Annotated in this window: 16 protein-coding genes; 2 read left to right on the top strand and 14 right to left on the bottom strand. The window is 56.6% G+C overall.

Annotated features, from left to right (window positions below; translation table 11 throughout):
* Window positions 1–13: 13 nt before the first annotated feature.
* From ACXADJ_RS09780 to ACXADJ_RS09820, 9 genes are all read right to left on the bottom strand, one after another.
* On the bottom strand, window positions 14–1,174 hold the full coding sequence (locus ACXADJ_RS09780) for a protein-glutamate methylesterase/protein-glutamine glutaminase (protein ID WP_475065227.1): 1,161 nt from the start codon (window positions 1,172–1,174) through the stop codon (window positions 14–16).
* A gap of 94 nt (window positions 1,175–1,268) precedes the next feature.
* Window positions 1,269–3,554, bottom strand: coding sequence for a chemotaxis protein CheA (locus tag ACXADJ_RS09785; protein ID WP_475065229.1), 2,286 nt, complete (start codon window positions 3,552–3,554; stop codon window positions 1,269–1,271).
* Window positions 3,555–3,566: 12 nt separating this feature from the next.
* The gene (locus ACXADJ_RS09790) at window positions 3,567–4,343 is read right to left on the bottom strand and encodes a protein phosphatase CheZ (RefSeq protein WP_475065232.1); all 777 of its coding nucleotides are present in this window, start codon (window positions 4,341–4,343) and stop codon (window positions 3,567–3,569) included.
* A 16-nt stretch (window positions 4,344–4,359) separates the two neighbouring features.
* Window positions 4,360–4,734, bottom strand: coding sequence for a chemotaxis response regulator CheY (cheY, locus tag ACXADJ_RS09795; protein WP_456090133.1), 375 nt, complete (start codon window positions 4,732–4,734; stop codon window positions 4,360–4,362).
* A gap of 584 nt (window positions 4,735–5,318) precedes the next feature.
* Window positions 5,319–6,035, bottom strand: a complete 717-nt coding sequence (locus ACXADJ_RS09800) for an RNA polymerase sigma factor FliA (protein ID WP_036537264.1) — start codon at window positions 6,033–6,035, stop codon at window positions 5,319–5,321.
* Window positions 6,036–6,055: 20 nt separating this feature from the next.
* Entirely contained in the window at window positions 6,056–6,874 is an 819-nt protein-coding gene (locus tag ACXADJ_RS09805) for a MinD/ParA family protein (protein ID WP_028294784.1), read from the bottom strand.
* A 2-nt stretch (window positions 6,875–6,876) separates the two neighbouring features.
* Window positions 6,877–8,337 carry a flagellar biosynthesis protein FlhF gene (gene flhF, locus ACXADJ_RS09810; RefSeq protein ID WP_475065236.1) on the bottom strand — a complete coding sequence of 487 codons (1,461 nt, stop codon included), beginning with the start codon at window positions 8,335–8,337 and terminating at the stop codon, window positions 6,877–6,879.
* A 40-nt stretch (window positions 8,338–8,377) separates the two neighbouring features.
* Complete coding sequence (gene flhA / locus ACXADJ_RS09815; protein WP_475065238.1) at window positions 8,378–10,600, bottom strand: flagellar biosynthesis protein FlhA; 2,223 nt, start codon at window positions 10,598–10,600, stop codon at window positions 8,378–8,380.
* Window positions 10,601–10,753: 153 nt separating this feature from the next.
* Window positions 10,754–11,224 carry a cold-shock protein gene (locus tag ACXADJ_RS09820; RefSeq protein WP_028294781.1) on the bottom strand — a complete coding sequence of 157 codons (471 nt, stop codon included), beginning with the start codon at window positions 11,222–11,224 and terminating at the stop codon, window positions 10,754–10,756.
* A gap of 143 nt (window positions 11,225–11,367) precedes the next feature.
* Here ACXADJ_RS09820 and ACXADJ_RS09825 point away from each other — a divergent pair, with 143 nt between their 5' ends.
* Both ACXADJ_RS09825 and plsB read left to right on the top strand, forming a co-directional pair.
* The gene (locus tag ACXADJ_RS09825) at window positions 11,368–11,613 is read left to right on the top strand and encodes a SlyX family protein (RefSeq protein ID WP_036537261.1); all 246 of its coding nucleotides are present in this window, start codon (window positions 11,368–11,370) and stop codon (window positions 11,611–11,613) included.
* A gap of 453 nt (window positions 11,614–12,066) precedes the next feature.
* On the top strand, window positions 12,067–14,514 hold the full coding sequence (gene plsB / locus ACXADJ_RS09830; protein WP_475065240.1) for a glycerol-3-phosphate 1-O-acyltransferase PlsB: 2,448 nt from the start codon (window positions 12,067–12,069) through the stop codon (window positions 14,512–14,514).
* 125 nt (window positions 14,515–14,639) lie between these two features.
* On the opposite strand, the gene ACXADJ_RS09835 is transcribed toward plsB, so the two are convergent.
* The 5 genes from ACXADJ_RS09835 to ppc form a co-directional block, all read right to left on the bottom strand.
* Window positions 14,640–15,428 carry a class I SAM-dependent methyltransferase gene (locus ACXADJ_RS09835; protein ID WP_475065242.1) on the bottom strand — a complete coding sequence of 263 codons (789 nt, stop codon included), beginning with the start codon at window positions 15,426–15,428 and terminating at the stop codon, window positions 14,640–14,642.
* Between the two features lie 35 nt (window positions 15,429–15,463).
* Window positions 15,464–16,261, bottom strand: coding sequence for an undecaprenyl-diphosphate phosphatase (locus tag ACXADJ_RS09840; RefSeq protein WP_475065244.1), 798 nt, complete (start codon window positions 16,259–16,261; stop codon window positions 15,464–15,466).
* Between the two features lie 80 nt (window positions 16,262–16,341).
* Window positions 16,342–17,073: a tRNA (adenosine(37)-N6)-threonylcarbamoyltransferase complex dimerization subunit type 1 TsaB gene (gene tsaB, locus ACXADJ_RS09845; protein ID WP_475065247.1), complete on the bottom strand. Its 732-nt coding sequence runs from the start codon at window positions 17,071–17,073 to the stop codon at window positions 16,342–16,344.
* Between the two features lie 144 nt (window positions 17,074–17,217).
* Window positions 17,218–17,871: an adenylate kinase gene (gene adk / locus ACXADJ_RS09850; RefSeq protein WP_028294776.1), complete on the bottom strand. Its 654-nt coding sequence runs from the start codon at window positions 17,869–17,871 to the stop codon at window positions 17,218–17,220.
* A 464-nt stretch (window positions 17,872–18,335) separates the two neighbouring features.
* Window positions 18,336–20,975 carry a phosphoenolpyruvate carboxylase gene (gene ppc / locus ACXADJ_RS09855; protein ID WP_475065249.1) on the bottom strand — a complete coding sequence of 880 codons (2,640 nt, stop codon included), beginning with the start codon at window positions 20,973–20,975 and terminating at the stop codon, window positions 18,336–18,338.
* Between the last annotated feature and the right edge of the window lie 74 nt (window positions 20,976–21,049).

Consider the following 21,049-nt stretch of genomic DNA (forward strand, 5'->3'; position numbering starts at 1 on the left):
GCTGTGCGTTAGGTCAGAGCAGGTCTGTCGACAGCCGTGGCCCGATGTCTTTCAGTGACACAATGTCGTCAGCATAACCGGCTTTGGTAACCGCCATCGGCATGCCGTAGATCACACTGCTGGCTTCGTCCTGCGCCCAGATGTGAGCCCCCGCGGCTTTCATCAGTCGCGCTCCTTCCTTGCCGTCTGCGCCCATGCCAGTCAGTACCAGACCCAGCGCCTTGCTGCCGAAGTATTTGGCGGCGGCGGCAAAGGCAATATCGACACTGGGGCGATAATTAATGCGGTCGTCACTTTCGCGGATGCGAATGGCCGGTTGGCCTCGATTTTCGATCATCAGCTGCATGCCACCCGGAGCCACGTAGACATGACCCGGAATGATCTTGTCGCCATCGACGGCTTCTTTCACCGTCATGGAACTGAGGCTGTTCAAACGCTCGGCAAAGGCTTTGGTAAACGACGCCGGCATATGCTGAACAATAATGATCGGAGTTCGGAAGTTGGGAGCCAGCCCCTTGAATACGCTTTGCAGGGCCGCTGGACCGCCGGTCGAGGTGCCAATCAACACCAGCTCGATGCCTTTGAGCTGCGCCGGTGGTTTGCGAGGCGCTGCCGGAGCGGCTTGCTGGGTTTGAGTGGATTTGACCGTGCCTGCATCCACTTTGGGAATGTTCTGCTGGCTGGCAGTCGGAGCCGCCGATTGCGGTGCATTTGCCGGTGCAGACGCCGCTGCTGGCGACGCATCGCCTTTGGGCGCACTGTCTTTACGGCCCAAGCGGCTGGCTGCAACCGCCACAATTTTGTCGGTCAGGGTACGACGCATTTCTGCGGTGCCTTTGGCCACCGCGTCAAAGTTTTTGGGCAGGTAATCCAGTGCCCCGGCATCGAGGGCGTCCAGCGTTACGCGGGCATCCTCGAACGTTAACGATGAGAACATCAACACCGGCACCGGACGGCGCATCATGATATTACGCAACGCGGTGATGCCATCCATCACCGGCATTTCGTAGTCCATGGTGATGACGTCTGGCTGCAAGGCGTCGTTCTGCTCAATCGCTTCGCGACCGTTACAAGCCTCACCCACCACTTTCATTCGAGGATCTGCATTAATGATGTCGGACACCCGGCGACGGAAAAAACCCGAGTCGTCGACAACCAGTACCTTGATAGCCATATAGTGGTAACTCTTCTAGACCTGACGCCGTCAGGACATCCATTTCAAATGTGCATTACCTCTGGGCCAGTCGTTGTTCGCTGGCCCTGCCTGATCAGGCCGCGCTGGCCTGTCGGGCACCGTAGTGATTCAACATGCTAGGAATATCCAGAATCAGGGCAATGCGGCCATCACCCGTGATGGTGGCACCCGCCATACCGGCAGTGCCTTGCAGCATTTTGCCCAGCGGTTTGATCACCACCTCTTCCTGGCCAACCAATTGGTCAACCACAAAGCCCACACTCTTGGTGCCAACCGACACCACCACCACGTGGCCGCTGGTGTCGTTTTTGCTGGACTTGGTTGGCACCAGCCAACGTTTGAGGTGGAACAGCGGGATTGGCCGTTCACGCACCACCACCACTTCCTGACCGTCAACAATGTTCGTCTGGGTCAGATCGAGGTGGAAGATTTCATTCACACTCACCAGTGGGAAGGCAAACGCCTGATCTTCCAGCATCACCATCAGCGTTGGCATGATCGCCAGCGTCAGCGGTACCTTGATGACAATGTTGGTGCCCACACCGGGTTCTGAGTCAATCTTGATGGTGCCGTTGAGCTGGGCGATCTTGGTTTTCACCACGTCCATGCCTACACCACGGCCCGACACATCGGAGATTTGTTCCTTGGTGGAGAAGCCCGGTGCAAAGATCAGGTTAAAGCATTCCTGATCGGTCAAGCGGTCGGCGGCATCCTGATCCATCAGGCCTTTTTCAACTGCCTTACGGCGCAGCAGGTTGGCGTCCATCCCTTTACCGTCATCCTGAATTTGCAGCAGGATATGGTCACCTTCCTGTTGCGCTGACAGCACCACATGGCCTACCCGAGGCTTGCCGGATTCTTCCCGTTCAGACGGAGTTTCAACCCCGTGGTCAACCGAGTTACGCACAAGGTGAACCAGTGGGTCAGCCAGTGCCTCAACCAGGTTTTTATCCAGGTCGGTTTCTTCACCGCGCAGCTCAAGGTTGATTTCTTTCTTCAGCTGGCGGGCCAGATCCCGTACCACTCGAGGGAAACGACCAAATACTTTCTTGATCGGCTGCATCCGGGTTTTCATCACGGATGTTTGCAGATCACCGGTAACCACATCGAGGTTGGCCACCGCTTTCGACATCGACTCGTCGGAGCTGTTGAGGCCCAGACGTACCAATCGGTTACGTACCAGTACCAGCTCACCGACCATGTTCATGATGTCGTCAAGACGCTTGGTATCCACACGCACGGTGGCTTCCCCACCCGCGTCCTTGTCGTTTTTGGCAGGTGCTCGCGCTGCTGGCGGCTTGCCTCCAGCGGCGCCTCCGCCGGCGGCAGCCGGTGCCGCGGGTTTGGCTGCCGGGGCAGCAGGCTTGCTTTCCGGCGCGGGCTTGCTTTCGGATACAGGCGCAGCCGGTGGTGGTGCAGCCACTGGGGCAGCAGGAGGCTCTGGTGTTGGTTCAGGAGCAGCTGGTGCAGCCGCTTCTTCCCCATTCGCAAAGCTGTGTTTGCCCTTGCCGTGCAAGCGGTCCAACAACTCTTCAAATTCAGAGTCGGTAATCAGGTCATCACCGCCACCGCTTGGCGCGGCAGCTGGTTCTGGCGCCGCCGGTGCCGGAGTGCTTTCAGCAGCCGGTGCCGCAGCGCCGTGCTTGCCTTTGCCGTGAATCTGATCCAGCAGGGCTTCAAATTCGTCTTCGGTAATTTCATCGTCACCGCTGGCGCCAGCGCCTGGCATGTCGAACAAATCGTCGTCTGCCGCCGCTGCCGGAGCCGGGGCCTGACCGGTACCGTCTTCATCCAACGCCGACAATAACTGCTCAAACTCGTCGTCAGTGATATCGGCATCAGGGGCACCCGCGTCTGCTTGACCAGCCGTCTGACCAACCTCTGGCGCAGCCGCCTCCACAGGAGCAGCCGGGGCTTCTGCCGCAGGCTCCGGTGGTTGCTCTGGCAAGGGCTCCAGCTCGTCGGCGGTTTGTGGCTCGGCCAGCTTGTGCAGCTGATGAATCAATTCCGGGTCTGCGGGTTCTGGCATCACGCCGGAACGAACGTCATCAAACATGGCGTTGACCGAGTCAAGCGCCTGTAACACCACGTCCATCAGGTCGGAGTTCACACCCCGCAAGCCGTTCCGCAAGGTGTCGAACACGTTTTCAGCAGCGTGACAGCAGTCCACCAGTGGGGTCAGTTGCAGGAAGCCTGCACCACCCTTTACTGTGTGGAATCCACGGAAAATGGCGTTCAGCAAATCGTTGTCATCAGGGCGTTGTTCCAGCTCAACCAACTGCTCGGACAACAGCTCAAGAATCTCGCCTGCCTCTACCAGAAAATCCTGAAGAATCTCTTCATCAGCATCGAAGCTCATCTACCTGCTCCTTTAGAAACCCAAACTGGATAACAGGTCATCAACGTCATCCTGACTGGCGACCACGCCATCTACACTTTTATCAATCTGAGGACCTTCTGCCTTGATCGGTGATTCCGGCTCGGCCTCGGGTTCTGCATCCAGCCCATGGTGTTGAATGCCCGTGATCTTATCCACGGTGCCTGCCATCACCACCAGGTTCACCAGCTGGGATTCGACGTCACGCACCAGGGTGCCGACTTTCTGAATCACCTGGCCGGTCAAATCCTGAAAGTCCTGTGCCAGCAGAATCTCGTTAAACTGATTCTTTATTTGCCGGGACTGGCTTTCGCTTTGGGCCAAAAAGTCTTGTATATCCTTGGTTAACGCCCGAAATTCGGTGGGCTTGAGTTCCTTATTCAGAAACTTTTGCCACTGCTCACCCAGCTCTGCTGCGCGCTCATTCATTTCGGAAGCCAACGGAATGCCTTCGTCCACCAGATCCATGGTGCGGTTGGCCGACTTGTCGGTCATTTCGATCACGTAGGAGAGCTTGTCGGTGGCTTTTTCAATCTCCGAGCCAGCCCCTACGGTTTCGATATTGAGGTTTTTGATCGACTCGTGCAGCGCCCGCGTCAGACGGCCGATCTCTTCGTACAATGTTTTGTCACGAACATCGTTCAATTGGCTAACCAGTGACACGGCGTGGGTCAACTCCCCCCGCTCGATGCTCTCGACCATATTCTGGGCCAGAGTCTTCATTTCCTCACTGGTGGCCTGAGCGATAACAGGCTGATTGCTTTCAGACATGGTTTACATCCCTGGGTTAGCCTTCAACACGCTCAAAGATCTTTTCAATCTTTTCTTTCAGCACCGCCGCAGTGAAAGGTTTCACTACGTAACCGTTCACACCGGCCTGCGCCGCTGCGACGATCTGTTCTCGCTTGGCCTCGGCGGTTACCATCAGCACCGGCAGGCTTCGCAAGCGTTCGTCTGCCCGAACTTTCTGTAACAGCTCGATACCGGTCATGCCAGGCATGTTCCAGTCGGTGACCAGAAAATCGAAGTCGCCCTGCTGCAGCATCGGCAAGGCAGTTGAGCCATCATCCGCTTCAGAGGTATTGGTAAATCCCAAATCCCGCAGCAGATTCTTAACGATGCGTCTCATCGTAGAGAAATCATCAACGATGAGAATTTTCATGTTCTTGTCCAAAACGACCTCCAATTATCGACTTCACTCACAAGCCGTACTTGCTACCCGAACACGCCTTGGCGTAAGGGCTTTAAAGGAAGTGTAGACCCACTCTGGCGGTTATCCAGAAACTCGGTAACAGTTTTCAACAAGTTGAATCAATTGGGCTTTTTTCTGCGCGCAGGGCTGTAAATCAGCCCATGCATCGGCAGCAGGAAGGGATAGGACAGGGGCTATAGTGAGCTATAAAGAGCTATAGACAGAGACAGAGACAGAGCCATAGCAAAGCTCAGCAGCCCTGTTTTGGTTAAGGGGACATCTATTTAATCCGGTGCTCACTCTGGGCTGCCGGATGGTTTCGAATCACGAAGCCGACTTGCAGGCCTGACGGGTCAAGTCAAAAGTCGGCGACACAGAGTCGAGATCATCCGGCAGCCCCCGCAGGGCGCGGGTTGCCGCCGCCCAGTGCGGTGTTGACGAACTTGAAAAGGACTCGTCATTTCGCTGCATTCGTCGCCTTGCACTGAACAACGGCAACACTCGCGCAGAGCCGTGCAGGATTAAATAGATGTCCCCTTAAAGCCAGAGACTGGCTAATCGAGCCAGCCGCCAAGGCGAGAGCGCAGTCGGTGGGCAGCCTGACTGTGTATCTGGCACACCCGGCTTTCACTGACGCCCAGCACTGCGCCAATCTCCTTGAGGTTCAATTCTTCGTCGTAGTACAACGCCAGCACCAGTTGCTCGCGTTCCGGCAACTCCTTGATGGCGTCGGCCAGTTGGCGCTGAAACGCCCCTCGCTCAACCCCGTGGGAGGGATCATCGTTGTCGTCGTCCATCATGGCATCGACGGCGCTGTCGTTGTTTTCCAGCATTTCTTCGTAACTGAACAGCCGACAGCTGGCGCTGTCGCGCAGTACCCCATGATATTCATCGGTACTCATGCCCAGCCGTTCAGCCACTTCGCTGTCTTCAGCGTCGCGGCCTTTTTCACTTTCGATTTCGTGAATGGCGTCGCTGATCCTGCGGGTATTACGGTGCACCGAGCGGGGCGCCCAGTCACCGCGCCGCATTTCGTCCAGCATGGCGCCTCGAATGCGAATACCGGCGTAGGTTTCAAAGCTGGCGCCCTTGTCGCCATCGTATTTACGGGCAGCTTCCAGCAGGCCAATCATGCCCGCCTGAATCAGGTCGTTCAGTTGCACCGAGTCGGGTAATCGCCCCATCAAATGATGGGCAATGCGTTTTACCAGCGTGGCATGCTCCCGAACGCGCTCGTCGACGCTGTTCTTTTCTACTGCGGCATAGGCCATACAACTCGTGTGATTCACTGTCAGGCTCCGATCTGTTGCTGCACCAGTCGATCAACAAAAAATTCCAGGTGACCCCGTGGGGTAGCCGGTAACGGCCAGGCATCCACTTTTTTGGCCAGCGCCCTGAATGCCGTTGCAGCCCGCGAACGCGGATAGGCTTCAACCACTGCTTTCTGCCGCTGCACCGCGCGTTTGACGGCGTCGTCTTGCGGCACTGCGCCAACGTATTGCAGGGCAACGTCGAGGAAGCGGTCCGTCACTTTGGTGAGCTTGCCAAACAGTGCGTGGCCGTCTTGTGGGGTACGCACCATGTTGGCAACGATGCGGAAGCGAAACATGTCGTAGTCCCGGTTCAGCAGTTTGATCTGAGCATAGGCATCGGTAATGGACGTCGGCTCGTCGGTCACCACCATCAGTACTTCCTGAGCGGCACAGACAAAGCTGATCACGGTGTCGGAAATTCCTGCGGCGGTGTCCACAATCAATACGTCGATGTCGTCCGCCAGCTCGCTGAATGCCTGAATCAGACCCGCGTGCTCCATGGTGTTCAGCTGCGACAGCTTCTGGGTACCCGACGCCGCCGGCACAATGCGAATGCCACCCGGCCCGCGAACCATGATGTCGCGCAGGTCACACTCCCCTGCCAACACATTTTCGATGGTTTTGGAGGAGCTGATCCCCAGCAGAATGTCGATGTTGGCAAGGCCCAAGTCGGCATCCAGCACCACCACCCGACGGCCGAGTTCAGCCAGGCCGATGGCCAGATTGACCGAGAGGTTACTTTTGCCAACCCCGCCCTTGCCGCCAGTTACTGCGATTACCTGAACTGGATGTGCCATAACTACTGAACTCCGTGTTGTGAACCGGATTGCTGACCAAAACGACCGGATACGGTCGCTTGCCAGCGTGTACGTGCCATCCGCGCCATTTGCTCGGATAGTTTGACCAGCTTGCCCGCGTCGGGGTAATGCAAGTCGTCCGGGATATGTGGACCATCAGCCACCATCACTACCGGCGTGCGGGTCAATGCCGCAACGCTCATGGCAGGACCGAGGCTGAAGCATTCGTCCAGCTTGGTGAAAATGCAGCCGGCCAGACCGGCATCTTTGTAGTGCTCGTAATTTTCTTGCAAACAACGTCCCTGACTGGTCAATGGCAGTGTCAGCAGGCAACGCAGTCGAGGGCCCTTGCCCTGACGGTTGCAGGCTTTCTTCAGCATAGACAATTGCACGGGAAACGACGGGTCCTGGCTGGCCAGACCGGCGGTATCCACCAGCACCAGCTTTTTCCGTTCCTTGCTGTACAGCTGTTCCACCATCGCCAACAGGTCGTCCCCTGGCGCTGCGGTGTGCAGTTGCACGCCCAATATCCGCGCCACGCTGCGCAGTTGGTCCTGGGCGGCAACGCGGTAACTGTCCATGCTCACCAACGCCACCGAATCAGCGCCGTGGTGAATCACAAAGCGGGCAGCCAGCTTGCCAATGGTGGTGGTTTTACCCGCCCCGGTAGGGCCAACCAATGCAAAAATTCCACCTTTATCGAGGCTGCCGGCCTTGGCGATGGGAACGTCAGAGGCCATTTGTTGCAGTACCTGCTTCCAGCCCTGTTCGAGATTCTCGTGGTCTTCAATGGAGGTAACGATGCGATCCGACCAGACAGGTTCCAGCCCCATGTCCTGGCAACGCTGCCATAGCTGACTCTGCTGCCAGGTCATCGGACGGCCGGTATCCCAAGCGCTGCCGCCGTGGCTGACCATCCAGTTTTTCAGGTCGCTGAGTTCGCCTTTCATACGTTCCAGCATGTCGCCGTAGGCTTCGCTGTCGATGCCAGCACCTGACGTCATTCCAGCAGACAATCCAGCAGACATTCCGTTAGCCATATCTGGCCGTGCCGCAGATGCTGGTTTTGACTTTGAAGTCGGCATGGAGGCTGGCTCCGCAGCAATGTCGACCGCCGGACGCTCATAGCCAGCTAGCGGTGACAGCGCCGCATTGCGATGACCGCTGTCGAAACGAATATCGCGCTCAAGATCGACTGGCGCCGGGGTTTCACCACGAGCAATGGCCTGCTGACGGTCTTTCTGCAAGGCGCGAGCCCGCTCGAGTTCTTTTTGCAGCTCCAGCTGGCGGTTCACTTCGCTGGGGCTTTTCTGGTTGTCGCTCTGGTAATCCAGTGCTGCCACCACTTCAAAGCCTTCGGCAACTTTCTTGGTCGACAGGATGACGGCGTCGTCTCCCAGTTCACGGGAAACAATGCGCAGCGCCTGTTGCATGTTGGGTCCAATGAAGCGTTTTACTTTCATAAGAACGTCTCTATTTCCGCTGGGCACGCCCTGCCATCAATTATCGTTTGCCACCCACTGCTGCCGAGATGGTGATGCTCTTGGTGTCGGGTATTTCCTGATACGACAACACGTGCAGCTGTTCCAGTGAGTTACGTACAAATTGCGCCATCGCTGTACGGATCTGGGCGGTTACCAGCAACACTGCCGGGTAACCTGCCATTTCCTGATTCTGGACCGCTTCGGTGAGCGACTTTTGCAGCGTCTCGGCCATCGCCGGTTCCAGAACCAATCCTGCTTGCCCACCGGTCTGCTGGGCCTGTTGCAATGACTGTTGATAGGACTTCAGCAATAACTGTTCCAACCCTGGATCAAGGGTAATAACCGGCAGCTCATCCGCATGGCCGTAGATGTTCTGGACGATCAGGCGACGCAAGCCCATGCGGGCAGCGGCCATCAAAGCGGCAGGATCTTGACTGTTTGCCGGTGAGTTCGCCAAAGATTCGGCGATGGATCGCATGTCGCGGATCGGCACGTGTTCTTTCAGCAGGCTTTGCAGTACGCCCAGCAGTTGACTGACGTTAACCTTATTGGGCACCAGTTCTTCGGCCAGCTTCGGCGATTTGTCGGCCAGCATGTCCACCAGCTTCTGCACGTCTTCATGGCCCAGTAGCTCGTGGGAGTGGCGGTAGAGTTTCTGATTCAGGTGAGTCGCCACCACCGTGCTGGCGTCCACCACGGTGTAACCAAGGGTCTGGGCGCGGTCTTTTTGGCTGGCTTCAATCCAGAAGGCGTCCATCCCGAACGCAGGGTCCTTACCAGCGATGCCGTCAATTTTGCCGAACACCTCACCGGGGTTGATCGCCATTTCACGTTCCGGATGAATTTCCGCTTCGGCCAGGGTGACGCCCATCAGGGTGATGCGGTATTGATTCGGCAGCAGATCGAGGTTGTCGCGGATATGCACGGATGGCATCAGGAAACCAAGGTCTTGCGAGAGCTTGCGGCGAACGCCCTTGATGCGGCTCAGCAGCTGGCCGTTCTGGTGTTTGTCGACCAGTGGAATCAAGCGGTAGCCCACTTCCAGCCCGACCCGGTCGACCGGCTCGACGTCGTCCCAGCCCAGTTCCTTGACCTCCATTTGCTTGATCGCCTGTTCTGCTTTCTGCTTCGGAGCCTCCAGAGCGCCGCCCTTGCCGCCAGCAGCTGATGGCAACGCCTTGGGATCTTGCTTCGGTTTGCCGCCAAAGCGTTTGACCACCGCATCCCCCAGCTGGCCACCGTCTTTTCTGTAACGAATGGCGTAGGCCAATACACCAGCGACCAACGCCGCCCCCAGAAACACCGCATGAGGCATACCGGGGATAACGCCCATCAGGAACATCAAACCCGCAGCGACGCCGAGCGCCTTGGCCGACGAGAACATCTGGCCAACCACCTGAGTGCCCATGTCTTCATCATTGCCGTTGCGCGTCACCATAATGGCGGTGGCCACCGACAGCAGCAGCGACGGAATTTGCGCCACCAGACCATCACCGATGGCCAACAGGGTGTAGACCTCGATGGCATCGCCAAAGCCCAGGTTGTGCTGGCCCATGCCAATGGCAAAACCGCCAATTACGTTAATCAGCAGAATCAGAATACCGGCGACGGCATCGCCTTTGACGAATTTGCTGGCACCGTCCATGGCACCGTAGAAGTCGGCTTCCCCAGCCACTTCAGCACGGCGGGTGCGGGCTTGGTCAGCATCAATAAGACCGGCGTTCAAATCGGCATCAATCGCCATTTGCTTGCCGGGCATGGCATCGAGGGTGAAGCGGGCACTCACTTCGGATACCCGGCCTGCACCCTTGGTGACCACCACAAAGTTGATGATCATCAAAATCATAAAGACCACCAGACCGACGGCGTAGTTACCGCCGATCAGCACTTCACCAAAGGCCTCGATCACCTTACCGGCGGAATCTCCACCCTCGTGACCATTCATCAGTACCACACGGGTAGACGCCACGTTCAGGGCCAGACGCAGCAAGGTAGCAACCAACAGAATCGTCGGAAAAATGGCGAAATCGAGCGGTTTTCTGGCATACACGCTGACCAGCAATACCACGATAGACAGCGCAATGTTGAAGGTAAAAAAGGTATCCAACAGCAGCGGCGGCAACGGTAGGGTCATCATGCCCAGCAGCACCACCACCATCATGGGGATGCTGAGGTTGCCTTTCAGCAGCAGCGAGCCGCCTTGCTTGATTTGGGAAAACACCTGAGACGCGGCCGTCGCCATAACCCTACCCGTCAGAAAATTGAATCTATGGAGGGTATTGCACTAACCGGGCCAGAAAGTCTGGCGTCTGGCGAACAACAATCAAATACCAAACGCTAGCGACAAAAAAAGCGGCCGGAGCCGCTTTCTTCAGGGAAATACCAAACTGAGGTATTAACGCACCGCGGATACATCCTCGGCTTGCGGGCCTTTGTCACCGCGAACCACGGTGAACTTCACACGCTGGCCTTCGGTCAGGGAGCGATGGCCCTGGCCACGGATGGAGCGGAAGTGTACGAACACGTCTTCACCTTCATCCCAGGTAATAAAGCCGAAGCCTTTTTTAACGTTGAACCACTTGACGACACCACGCTCACGGCCGTCATCAACGTCTTCCTCAACCATGGTGCCAGAGCTGCGCTGACGACGACGTGGTTCGGAATCACCACCCGCCATAAACACGGCCACCAGGCCTCCCGCCAAACCGGCCAGGAACACGATCATAGGAATTGCCAGTGGCAATGCATCTGCCACAGAAGAACCATCTGCCAGTACAAGATCACCCAGCAGAGAAGTAAATGACAACCAGAACGCAACCAGTACAATGACGGCACACAGCAGCGCCAAACTTATTTTTTTTGCCATATTGCTACCTGTATATAACGACTAACGATATTTTTATCATTCACGCAGTAGGGACAAACTAACCCTTCTCTTTGAATGTAATCCCAAATTTCCAAAAAAATCAATATGATAGCGAACCACGCAAAGGCAGGACCAAAAACACAATGAGCGATACCGATCTTTCCGCCCAACTCGCATCAGCACTGGACCGAATCCAGGAACTGGAAATGCGAAATGCCTATTCCGATGAGCTGATCGACGCCCTGAACCAGCAGGTTTCGCGTTTGAACGGTGACTTTGAGCTGGCACGCCAGGCCATGCAACTGATGAATCAGCGTCTGGAACAGCTGATGCAGTCCCAGGGCATGTCAAAATCGCCATCCGATGATGTGCCTCCACCACATTATTAAGAAATACATTTATAAGGACCCTCTGAATAACTCTGCACAGCTCTGCGCGTGTCTTGCAGGTTGTCAGAACAAGGCGGCGAATGCAGCGGAATGACTGACCTGTCCGGCCGAGTCTTTCCAAATTCGCCAACGCCGTTCTGGCGGCCTGCAGGCCGCGCCCTACGGGGATGGCAGGGCATCGCTGACTCTGTGTCGCTGATTTTTGACTTGACCCATCAGGCCTGCAAATCAGCTTCGTGACTCAGCTTCGCCCTGTCATCCAGAGCGGGCACCGAATTGTTCAGAGGGTCCTTGCCGTGATTAAGTCGTGAATCCATCACAGCAGTCTGCTTAAATCGTTCTGACAACCGATACCCCAAATCATTACCCGAGTAATGATTACTGACTATAAAAACAACATCGGTTTTTTCCACACTCCCATAACATTCACCCTGATTCGGACACTTTGGCAACATGAGCTGGTTATCAAGAACGCGACAAACCATGCTGCGCTGGCTACAAAAGGCGCTGTATCTGATTCTGAAAACCCGACTGATTGGCCCGCAGCAGTCCCAGGGCAATCCCGACGGCACCATCCGGGTGTATGCCTTTTTGTACCCGTCGCTGGCTGAAACCCTGGTGGTTGACCGCGAAGTGGCCGAGTTTGAGTGGCCCCAGCCGTTGCAGAAAGGCTACGCCGCACCCGGACTGACGCCTTTCTTCCATGTTTACCGCCGGGCGGGCGGCCCGTTCCGCAAGGAAGGCAAGCCAGTCACCAGTAAGGCCTTGCAGCAATTGGCCCAATGGCAAATTGCTCACCCGGAGCAAGAGCTCGAAATCGTCCCCGTACGCGTGTTCTGGGGCCGCGGCCCGGAGAAAGAAGGTTCGTTCCTGCGTATCTGGATTCAGAACAGCGGTACCCTGGGTGGTCGTCTGTTCACCCTGATGGCGATCCTGATTAACGGCCGCAATACCTTCGTGCATTTCAGTCGGCCGGTGTCGATGAAGCGATTGGTAAAGAACACCACCACCCCGGCCCAGCTGGCGCGTAAAACCGGTATGTTGCTGCGCACCCATTTCCGCGTGGTTGGCCAAACCGTTATCGGCCCGGACCTGTCGCACCGCCGCACCCTGATCAGCCAGATCCCCAACCGACCGCTGGTGAAGAAAGCCATCGACAACGCCGTCGACAACAACGGCATGTCGCCGCCTCGAGCACGCAAGAAAGCCCTCAAATACGCTGACGAGATCGCCTCCAACATCTCCTACACCACCGTACGCTTTCTGGATGTACTGTTAAGCTGGGTTTGGAACACCCTCTATGACGGCGTCAAAATCCACAACATCGAACAACTGAAAACCGCCGCCCGCGACAACGAAGTGATTTATGTGCCCTGCCATCGCAGCCACATTGATTACCTGTTGTTGTCGTACGTGCTGTACCACAGTGGCTTGCAGCTGCCGCAAATTGCCGCAGGCATTAACCTCAATATTCCAGTGGTGGGGCCAATTTTACGCCGTGGCGGTGCTTTTTTTATTCGTCGCTCGTTCCGCGACAACCCACTTTATGCCGCCGTGTTCGACGAATACCTGCACACCATTTTCACCCGTGGTTATTCGGCCGAATATTTCGTTGAAGGCGGCCGCAGCCGTACCGGCCGGACATTGCAACCGAAAGCCGGCATGCTGGCCATGACCTTGCGCAGCTATTTGCGCGACAGCCGCAAACCGATTCTGTTTATGCCGGTGTATGTCGGTTATGAAAAAGTATTTGAAGCCAACAGCTACCAGAAAGAACTGAAAGGCGCCAAAAAGCGCAAGGAAAGTTTGCTGGGCGTTGTCGGCACCCTGAAATCCTTCCGCCGCAACTTCGGCAAGGTCCACGTGACCTTTGGCGACCCGGTGTACCTGACCGAATTCCTTAACCAGCGACAGCCCGAATGGCGTCAGCAGGATCACGCCGCCAGCGAATACCGACCAGAATGGGCCCGTGACGTGGTCGACCAACTGGCCCAGCGCATTGTCACTGAAATCAACCGTGCGGCGTCGGTGAACCCGATCAACCTGGTGGCGATGGCACTGTTGGCCAACCCCCGCGAGGCGATGCCGGAAACCGCCTTGATCCAGCGTCTGGAGCAGTGGTCTGCCATGATCGAAGCGGTCCCCATCAGCCAGATGACCCACGTTAGCGATGGCAAACCGGAAGACTGGATTGCCCACGCCGAAACCCTCGGCACCATCAGCCGTTTGAGCCACGACATGGGCGATCTGATTCACGCCGACGACCGTCAGGCGGTGTCACTCACCTACTATCGCAACAACGTTCTGCACCTGTTGGCTCTACCCGGCATTCTGTGCTGTTTGCTGAGCCACCGTCAGGGCATGCTGTTCAGCCAGATTCACGAGTCCGTGCGGGCCTTGTTCCCGTACCTTAAGGCCGAATTGTTCCTGCCATGGCAAGAGGATGAACTGGAGCATCAGGTACTGGGCTGGCTGCAGCAGCTGTGTTCGGCGGGCTACCTGAAACACGACGACGGCATCTACAAGGCCGTCGACGACCGAGACTCGGCTTACAACGAACTGGAAGCCATGGCCCACTTGATGATGCCAACCCTGGAGCGTTATTACCTGACGCTGGCGCTGTTGAACCATCACGGTTCCGAGGTGTTTAGCGCTGAACGACTGGAGCAACAGAGCACCTTGATTGCCCAACGCATCAGCCTGCTGCATGGCCTCAATGCGCCGGAGTTTTTCGACAAGAGCCTGTTCCGTACGCTGGTAAACCAGTTGCTGAAGCAGCAGGTACTGGCCGAGTCCGACGACGGCAAGCTGGCTATCGTTGGCGGCCTGGAGCTCTTGATTGTGCAGTTGGAGAAAGCACTGGATGGCAGCGTACGCCATACCATTCAGCGCAGCTTGTAATACGAAGATCAGCTTGCAAGACACGCAGGCTGTTGGTTGTTCTAACTCAGCTCGCTGTTAACACCATACGCGTTGTTAACACCAGACGCTCAGCTATCGACAGACCCACTCTCATCACCAGACGATTAGCTTTCAAACGGAGCGACTTTGGCGAGTGCATACACATCAAAGCGATTCGACTTGCCCGTCAGTGAATAACTGGGGGCACGGTCGGCCAATGGCGCCGCCTTACGGCCTCGCTTGACCACCACACGGCAACGAGCCACCCCAAGGGCATGATCCAACAGCTCGTCGGCGTCCATGTCGGCACCGACCAGACTGCGGAACGCCTGCATGTCCTTTTTCACCTGCGCCGAGCCCTTGGCGTCTTCACCAAACATCGGGTCCAGATACACCACATCGGGCTTATCCGCCGGGTTTTCGATCGGCTGCAGCAACTCGTGGCTGGAGCCAAATTTCAGCGACATACGGGCAATAATATCGCCCACATCCGGATCATCCACCGCCCGCTGCAATCCGTCCTGCAACAAGGCTGCAACCACCGGCTGACGCTCGTGTGCCCGCACCGTACAGCCAAGGGTGGCCAGCACAAAGCTGTCACGGCCAAGCCCGGCGGTGGCATCAATCACTGACGGCTTGTAGCCACTGCTGATGCCAACAGCCTTGGCAATGTCCTGCCCCATGCCACCACCAAACTTGCGCCTGTGAGCCGCCGCACCAGCGGTGAAGTCGACCTGTACCCGGGCTTTGCCTTTCTTGCCGCCTTCCTGCAACGCCAGTCCATCGAAGCCCAACACCAGATGGAACCCTGGCTCAAGAAGCGACGCCTTGCTGCCATAGGTAAATCCGAACTGTTCACACCACTGACGGGCGGCAGGTTGCAGGTCGGCATTCAGACAAATCAATTCAGGCATAAGGCGTTTTCGGTCCGCTCACATCATCAAGGGTTTTACACAAAGAACAGGAACAACACGGCACCCAGTAACAGGCGATAGATCACGAATGGCAACATGCCCACACGGTCGACCAACTGCAGGAAGTAATGAATGCCCGCCCAGGCGCTGATGCCGGAAATGGCCACGCCCAGCAGCAAAGTGCCCCAGTCGACCAGAGTATCGGCACTGATCAGCTCAAGGGTTTTCAGGCCACTGGCGGCCAGAATCAGAGGGATCGACAGCAGGAACGAGAAACGCGCGGCATCCAGACGGTGGAAACCCAGAAACAACGCCGCGGTCATGGTGATGCCCGAGCGAGAGGTGCCCGGAATCAACGCCAGCGCCTGGGCAAAGCCAATCGCCAAAGCCAACGCGATGGTCATTTCGGTGAGATCATTACGATGGGATTTAAAGCGGTCCGACAGCCCCAGAATCACACCAAATACGATGGTCGTGGTCGCAATCACGGTGGTGGAGCGGAGGTTTTCTTCAATGAAGCTTTCGCCTAACAGGCCAACAATCACCGCTGGTACGGTCGCCAGTGCCACCATCCACGACAGCTTGGCGTCGGCGTTGGGAGTTTTGGTAAAGCCAGTGGTAAAGAATCCGGCAATCATGCGCTGCAATTCGGCCCGGTAGTACCACACCACCGCCAGTAAGGTGCCAAAGTGCACTGCGACATCAAAAGCCAGTCCCTGGTCCTGCCAACCTAACACCTGAGAGGGAAGAATCAGATGCGCTGAACTCGAGATTGGCAAAAATTCGGTAATGCCCTGCACGATGGCCAGAACAAAGGTTTCAAAAAATCCCACGGGCTCTCCTTGATAATGAACAACCGGCGGTCAGCCGCCGGGCAAAACAGATCCTGAATTCAATCAGGGAATTATGTCACTCAGCGCTTCAGCAGGCTTGGCTGCTCGTCGAGTTTCTTCCAGGCAACGGAATCCCGCAGGTAAACCGGTGGGTATTGGTCTAGCTCACCAAACAGCTGTTGCTGCCAGGCAGCCTGCACCGGTGCCGTAGCAAAACAACACAAAGGCTCGATGTCTTCCAGCCGTGCGCATTGAGTCGGTACCTGCATGGTCTCTGGCAGCAATTTGACGCCATTGCCAGCAAGACACCAGTTGGATTCAGGCTCAGAGCCAAAGGCCTCAGCAAGGGCCGCCGCACAAACGTCCGGCGCACCAACGTGCTCGTCGCCCACGAGGGTCCAGATGCCATTGTCCTGACGCTGATACACGCCCCAGAACACTTCGCCCATGTGAGCATCCAGAATGCTGACAATACGGTCCGGCTGACCATTCAGGCTGGCGGCGCTCTGCTGGGCCAGCATTTGCAGGGTAGAGAAACCGTACACTGGAATATCCAGCCCCATGGCAATGCCCTGCACTACGCTCACCGCAATACGAATACCAGTAAAAGAGCCCGGGCCGCGAGCGTAGGCAATGCCATCCAGCTCAGCCTTGGGCAAACCGGCCAATTGCAGCACTTCATCCACCATTGGCAACAACCGCTGGGCATGACGACGGGGTTGGGTCTCGGACAAATCATAGCGCTGCTCCCCGTTCAGCAAGGTCACGGAACACAAGGAAGAAGATGCATCGAGAATCAACAGGTTGGCCATACGTACTGCCCTAAGCGAAAAGCGCGCAGTATATCAATGAAGAGGGGGCTGGACGATGGCCGATTACAGCAACGGCAGCGCAGAAACAGCGGCCACAAAAAAAAGCGCCCGAAGGCGCTTCTTTGCAGTTCTGGAGCGTCGGGATTAACCCAGTGCTTCCATAACGCGAGCAGTGATGTCTTGCAGGGAACCAACGCCAGGGATGTGGCTGTATTTTGGTGCCTTGTCGCCACCTTTGGCTTCCAGTTCCTTGTAGAAGGAAACCAGCGGCTCGGTTTGCTCGTGGTAGATAGCTAGACGCTTGCGAACAGTGCCTTCCTGGTCATCGTCACGCTGAACCAGATCTTCACCGGTTTCGTCGTCCTTGCCTTCCGCTTTAGGCGGGTTGTACACCACGTGGTACACACGGCCGGAACCAGGGTGTACACGACGGCCGCTCAGACGCTGAACGATTTCTTCGTCATCAACGTGGATTTCAACCACGGCGTCGATATCAACACCGGCTTCCAGCATGGCTTCTGCCTGTGGAATGGTGCGTGGGAAGCCATCCAGCAGGAAGCCATTGGCGCAGTCGTCTTGCTGAATGCGCTCTTTTACCAGACCGATGATGATTTCATCAGAAACCAGACCACCGGTTTCCATGATTTCTTTCACCTTCAAACCCAGCTCGGTGCCAGCTTTCACTGCCGCACGCAGCATATCGCCGGTAGAGATTTGTGGAATATCGTACTTTTCACAAATGAACTGAGCCTGAGTGCCTTTACCCGCACCCGGCGCGCCCAAAAGAATTACGCGCATGCGTTTCCCCTCGTTGTTTTAGCTTGGAATTTCTTGAATCCCTTCGGTCAAATCTTATTGATTATTTTTTAACCAGGGCAAAAAAAAGAACTTACCTTACTCTGGCCAGACCCCAATCTCAACTTATTCTGACCGAATTCGGCCTTCAGTGTCGCAAGACTTTGGTATAGCGACTTGATTGGTGTCACAGAACCGCCATTAGGGCTTAACTCCCTCTTGATACCAATGACCCAGACCGCCAGATGTACACAATTAGTCTTTCAGAATCAGTGACTTGAGCAATCGATAAAGCAGCTGTCGAAATCCGGTACAGTGGCCGGTCATGGTATGAGATTTATACAAATTGATTCGCAATTCCGCTCCGAAAACGACTAACACCCGTACAAAAAAGCGCCAGACACACAAGTGACTGGCGCTTTATTCATCGATTGAATATTCACTATTCAGCCGTGTTCCGGGCAAGGTTAGCCGGTATTTCGCATCCCTGCGGCAATGCCCGCCATGGTAACCTTGATCGCTTCTTCAACCACTTGCGGCACAATCTCCGGATGCTGACGCTCTCGGTACAACAGCTCGGCCTGCAAGTAATGCAGCGGGTCTGTGTATGGGTCCCGTACCGTCATCGAATCCCGCAGAATTGGGTGGTTGTCCAGCAGCTGGTCCTGGCCGTTGATGGCCAGCACCAGCCCTTTCACCCTGCCCAGCCGTAACCGCAACTGGCTACCCAACGCCTGCAATTCAGGCTCAACCAACCGCGCTTCGTAATATTGGGCAATGGCCGGATCGGCCTTGCTGACCACCATCTCGAGCATATCAACGTAGGTGCGGAAGAACGGCCACTGCTGGTACATGCCTTTCAGCTGCTCCAGCTTGCCGTCTTGCTGACATTGTTCCAGTGCATCGTCGGCACCAAGCCAGGCGGGCAGCATAAGACGCATCTGGGTCCAGGCGAAGATCCACGGAATCGCCCGTAAGGTTTCAATGCCACCACCAGCTTTGCGTCGCGCCGGGCGACTGCCCAAAGCCAACTTGCCCAGCTCGGATTCCGGCGTGGCACTGCGGAAGTAACGGACAAACTCCGGCGTGTCTTTCACCATCTCACGGTAAGACGCAACCCCAAACTCTGCCAGCTCGCTCATTTGCTGACGCCATTCGGCCTTCGGCGCTTCCGACGGTAACAGATTGGCTTCCAGCACGGCCGAGACATATATTTTCAGGTTACGACGGGCAATATCCGGCTGGCCAAACTTGAAGCGGATCATTTCCCCCTGCTCTGTCACGCGCAAGCCACCCGCCACTGACCCCGGCGGCTGCGCCAGAATCCCCCGGTGGGTCGGGCCGCCACCACGGCCAACCGTGCCACCACGACCATGGAACAGCACCAGTGAGATACCCGCTTGCTCGGCAATGTCAGTCAGTGCTTCCTGGGCCTGATATTGCGCCCACACTGCGGCCAGCTGACCGGCATCCTTGGACGAGTCGGAATAGCCAATCATCACCTGTTGCTTGCGCTGGCAGTAGTGGCGATACCATTCAACCTGCCAGAGCTTTTCCATCCGCGGGGCAGATTGCTGCAAGTCGTCGAGGGTTTCGAACAGTGGCACCACCGGGAAGTGATTGCGAACACCGGCATCTTGCAGCAGCAAGGTGACCGCCAGAATATCGGACGGCTCACTGGCCATGGAGATGATGTAGCACGACACCCCGGCTCCGGCTTCGGTCGCCAATACCGCTACGCTGTCGAGCACTTCCTGCACCTCCGCCGAAGGTGACCAGTGCTTCGGCACCAGCGGTCGGCGGGACGACAGTTCGCGCAGCAGGAACTCCTGCTTTTGTTGCTCCGGCCAGCTGCGGTAGTCACCCCAGCCGTAATATTCACAAATTTCCTGCATCACCCCCGCATGGCGAGAGGATTCCTGTCGCATGTCGAGTCGTACCAGCGTCAAGCCGAAGCAGGCGGCGCGGCGAATGGTATCCAGCAACTGTCCTTTGGCGATGCGCTCCAGCCCTTGCTCCATCAAGCTGCGGTAACACATTTGCAGCGGTTCCATCAGCTCAGCGTCGTCGAGCAGCGGGTTGCCTTCGAATTCTTCCCCACGACGGCGGGCATTGGCCCAGTTGCGGGTATCTTCAAGACGGCTGCGCAGTTCGTGCATACAGGCTCGATACGGTTCATCCGGTTGTTCCGGATAGGCTCGCTTCAGCTCTGACGAGGCGCAGCTCATCGACAGCTGGCTGCCCAGTTCATCGATATCACGCAAGAACAGGTCAGCTGCCATCCAGCGGGCCAGATACAACACCTCACGGGTTACTTTGGCGGTCACGTTCGGGTTGCCATCACGGTCGCCGCCCATCCACGACGCAAAACGAATCGGCCGGGCATCCAGCGGCAGCGCCTCGGCGCCGAAATTCTGCAAGTGTTTATCGAGATCCCGCATCATGTCCGGCATCGCCGTCCACAACGAGTTTTCGATCACTGCAAAGCCCCAGCGGGCTTCATCGACGGCGGTTGGCCGGGTTTTGCGGATCTCGTTGGTATGCCAGATTTCTTCCACCAGCTGAGCAAGCTCGGTCTCAATCTGCGCCCGCTTGGGGTGGGACTCGCTGAGGTCGTCGAGCTGCTGCAAGGCGCGGGTCACGTCATCGTATTTCTGAATCAGGGTGCGCCGGGTGACTTCGGTGGGGTGTGCGGTCAGTACCAGGTCGATGTTGAGGTCGGCGACTTTTTGAGTCAGCGAGGCCATGTCGGTCTGATGCTGCTGCAAACGCTCCAGCAAATTCGAGAACATGGTGTCGAGGTCGGATTTCAGCGCGTCAGAGCGACGCCAGCTGGTGCCATGCTGCTGGTCGGCAATGTTGGCAAGGTTAAGGAACTGGTTGAAACCACGTACCACCGGTAGCAGTTCCTCTTCAGACAGGTTTTTCAGAGTGTTCAACAACACCTCTCGTTGATCCCTGTCGCCGGTTCGTGCCTGCTTGGCCTGCTGCCGGACGGTTTCAATACAGTCCAGAATGGCTTCGCCTTCGCCGTTACGAATGGTATTGCCCAGCAGATTGCCCAGCATACGTACCTTGTCACGCAATCTCGGGTCGAGTTCGCTCATGGCCTGTGTCTCCCTAGCTGACGTAAATGACTGTCTGAATGTAGTTTCTCTATTAAGGGCCCTCTGAATAACTC

The sequence above is a fragment of the Oceanobacter sp. ABM4_470 genome (assembly GCF_056158645.1).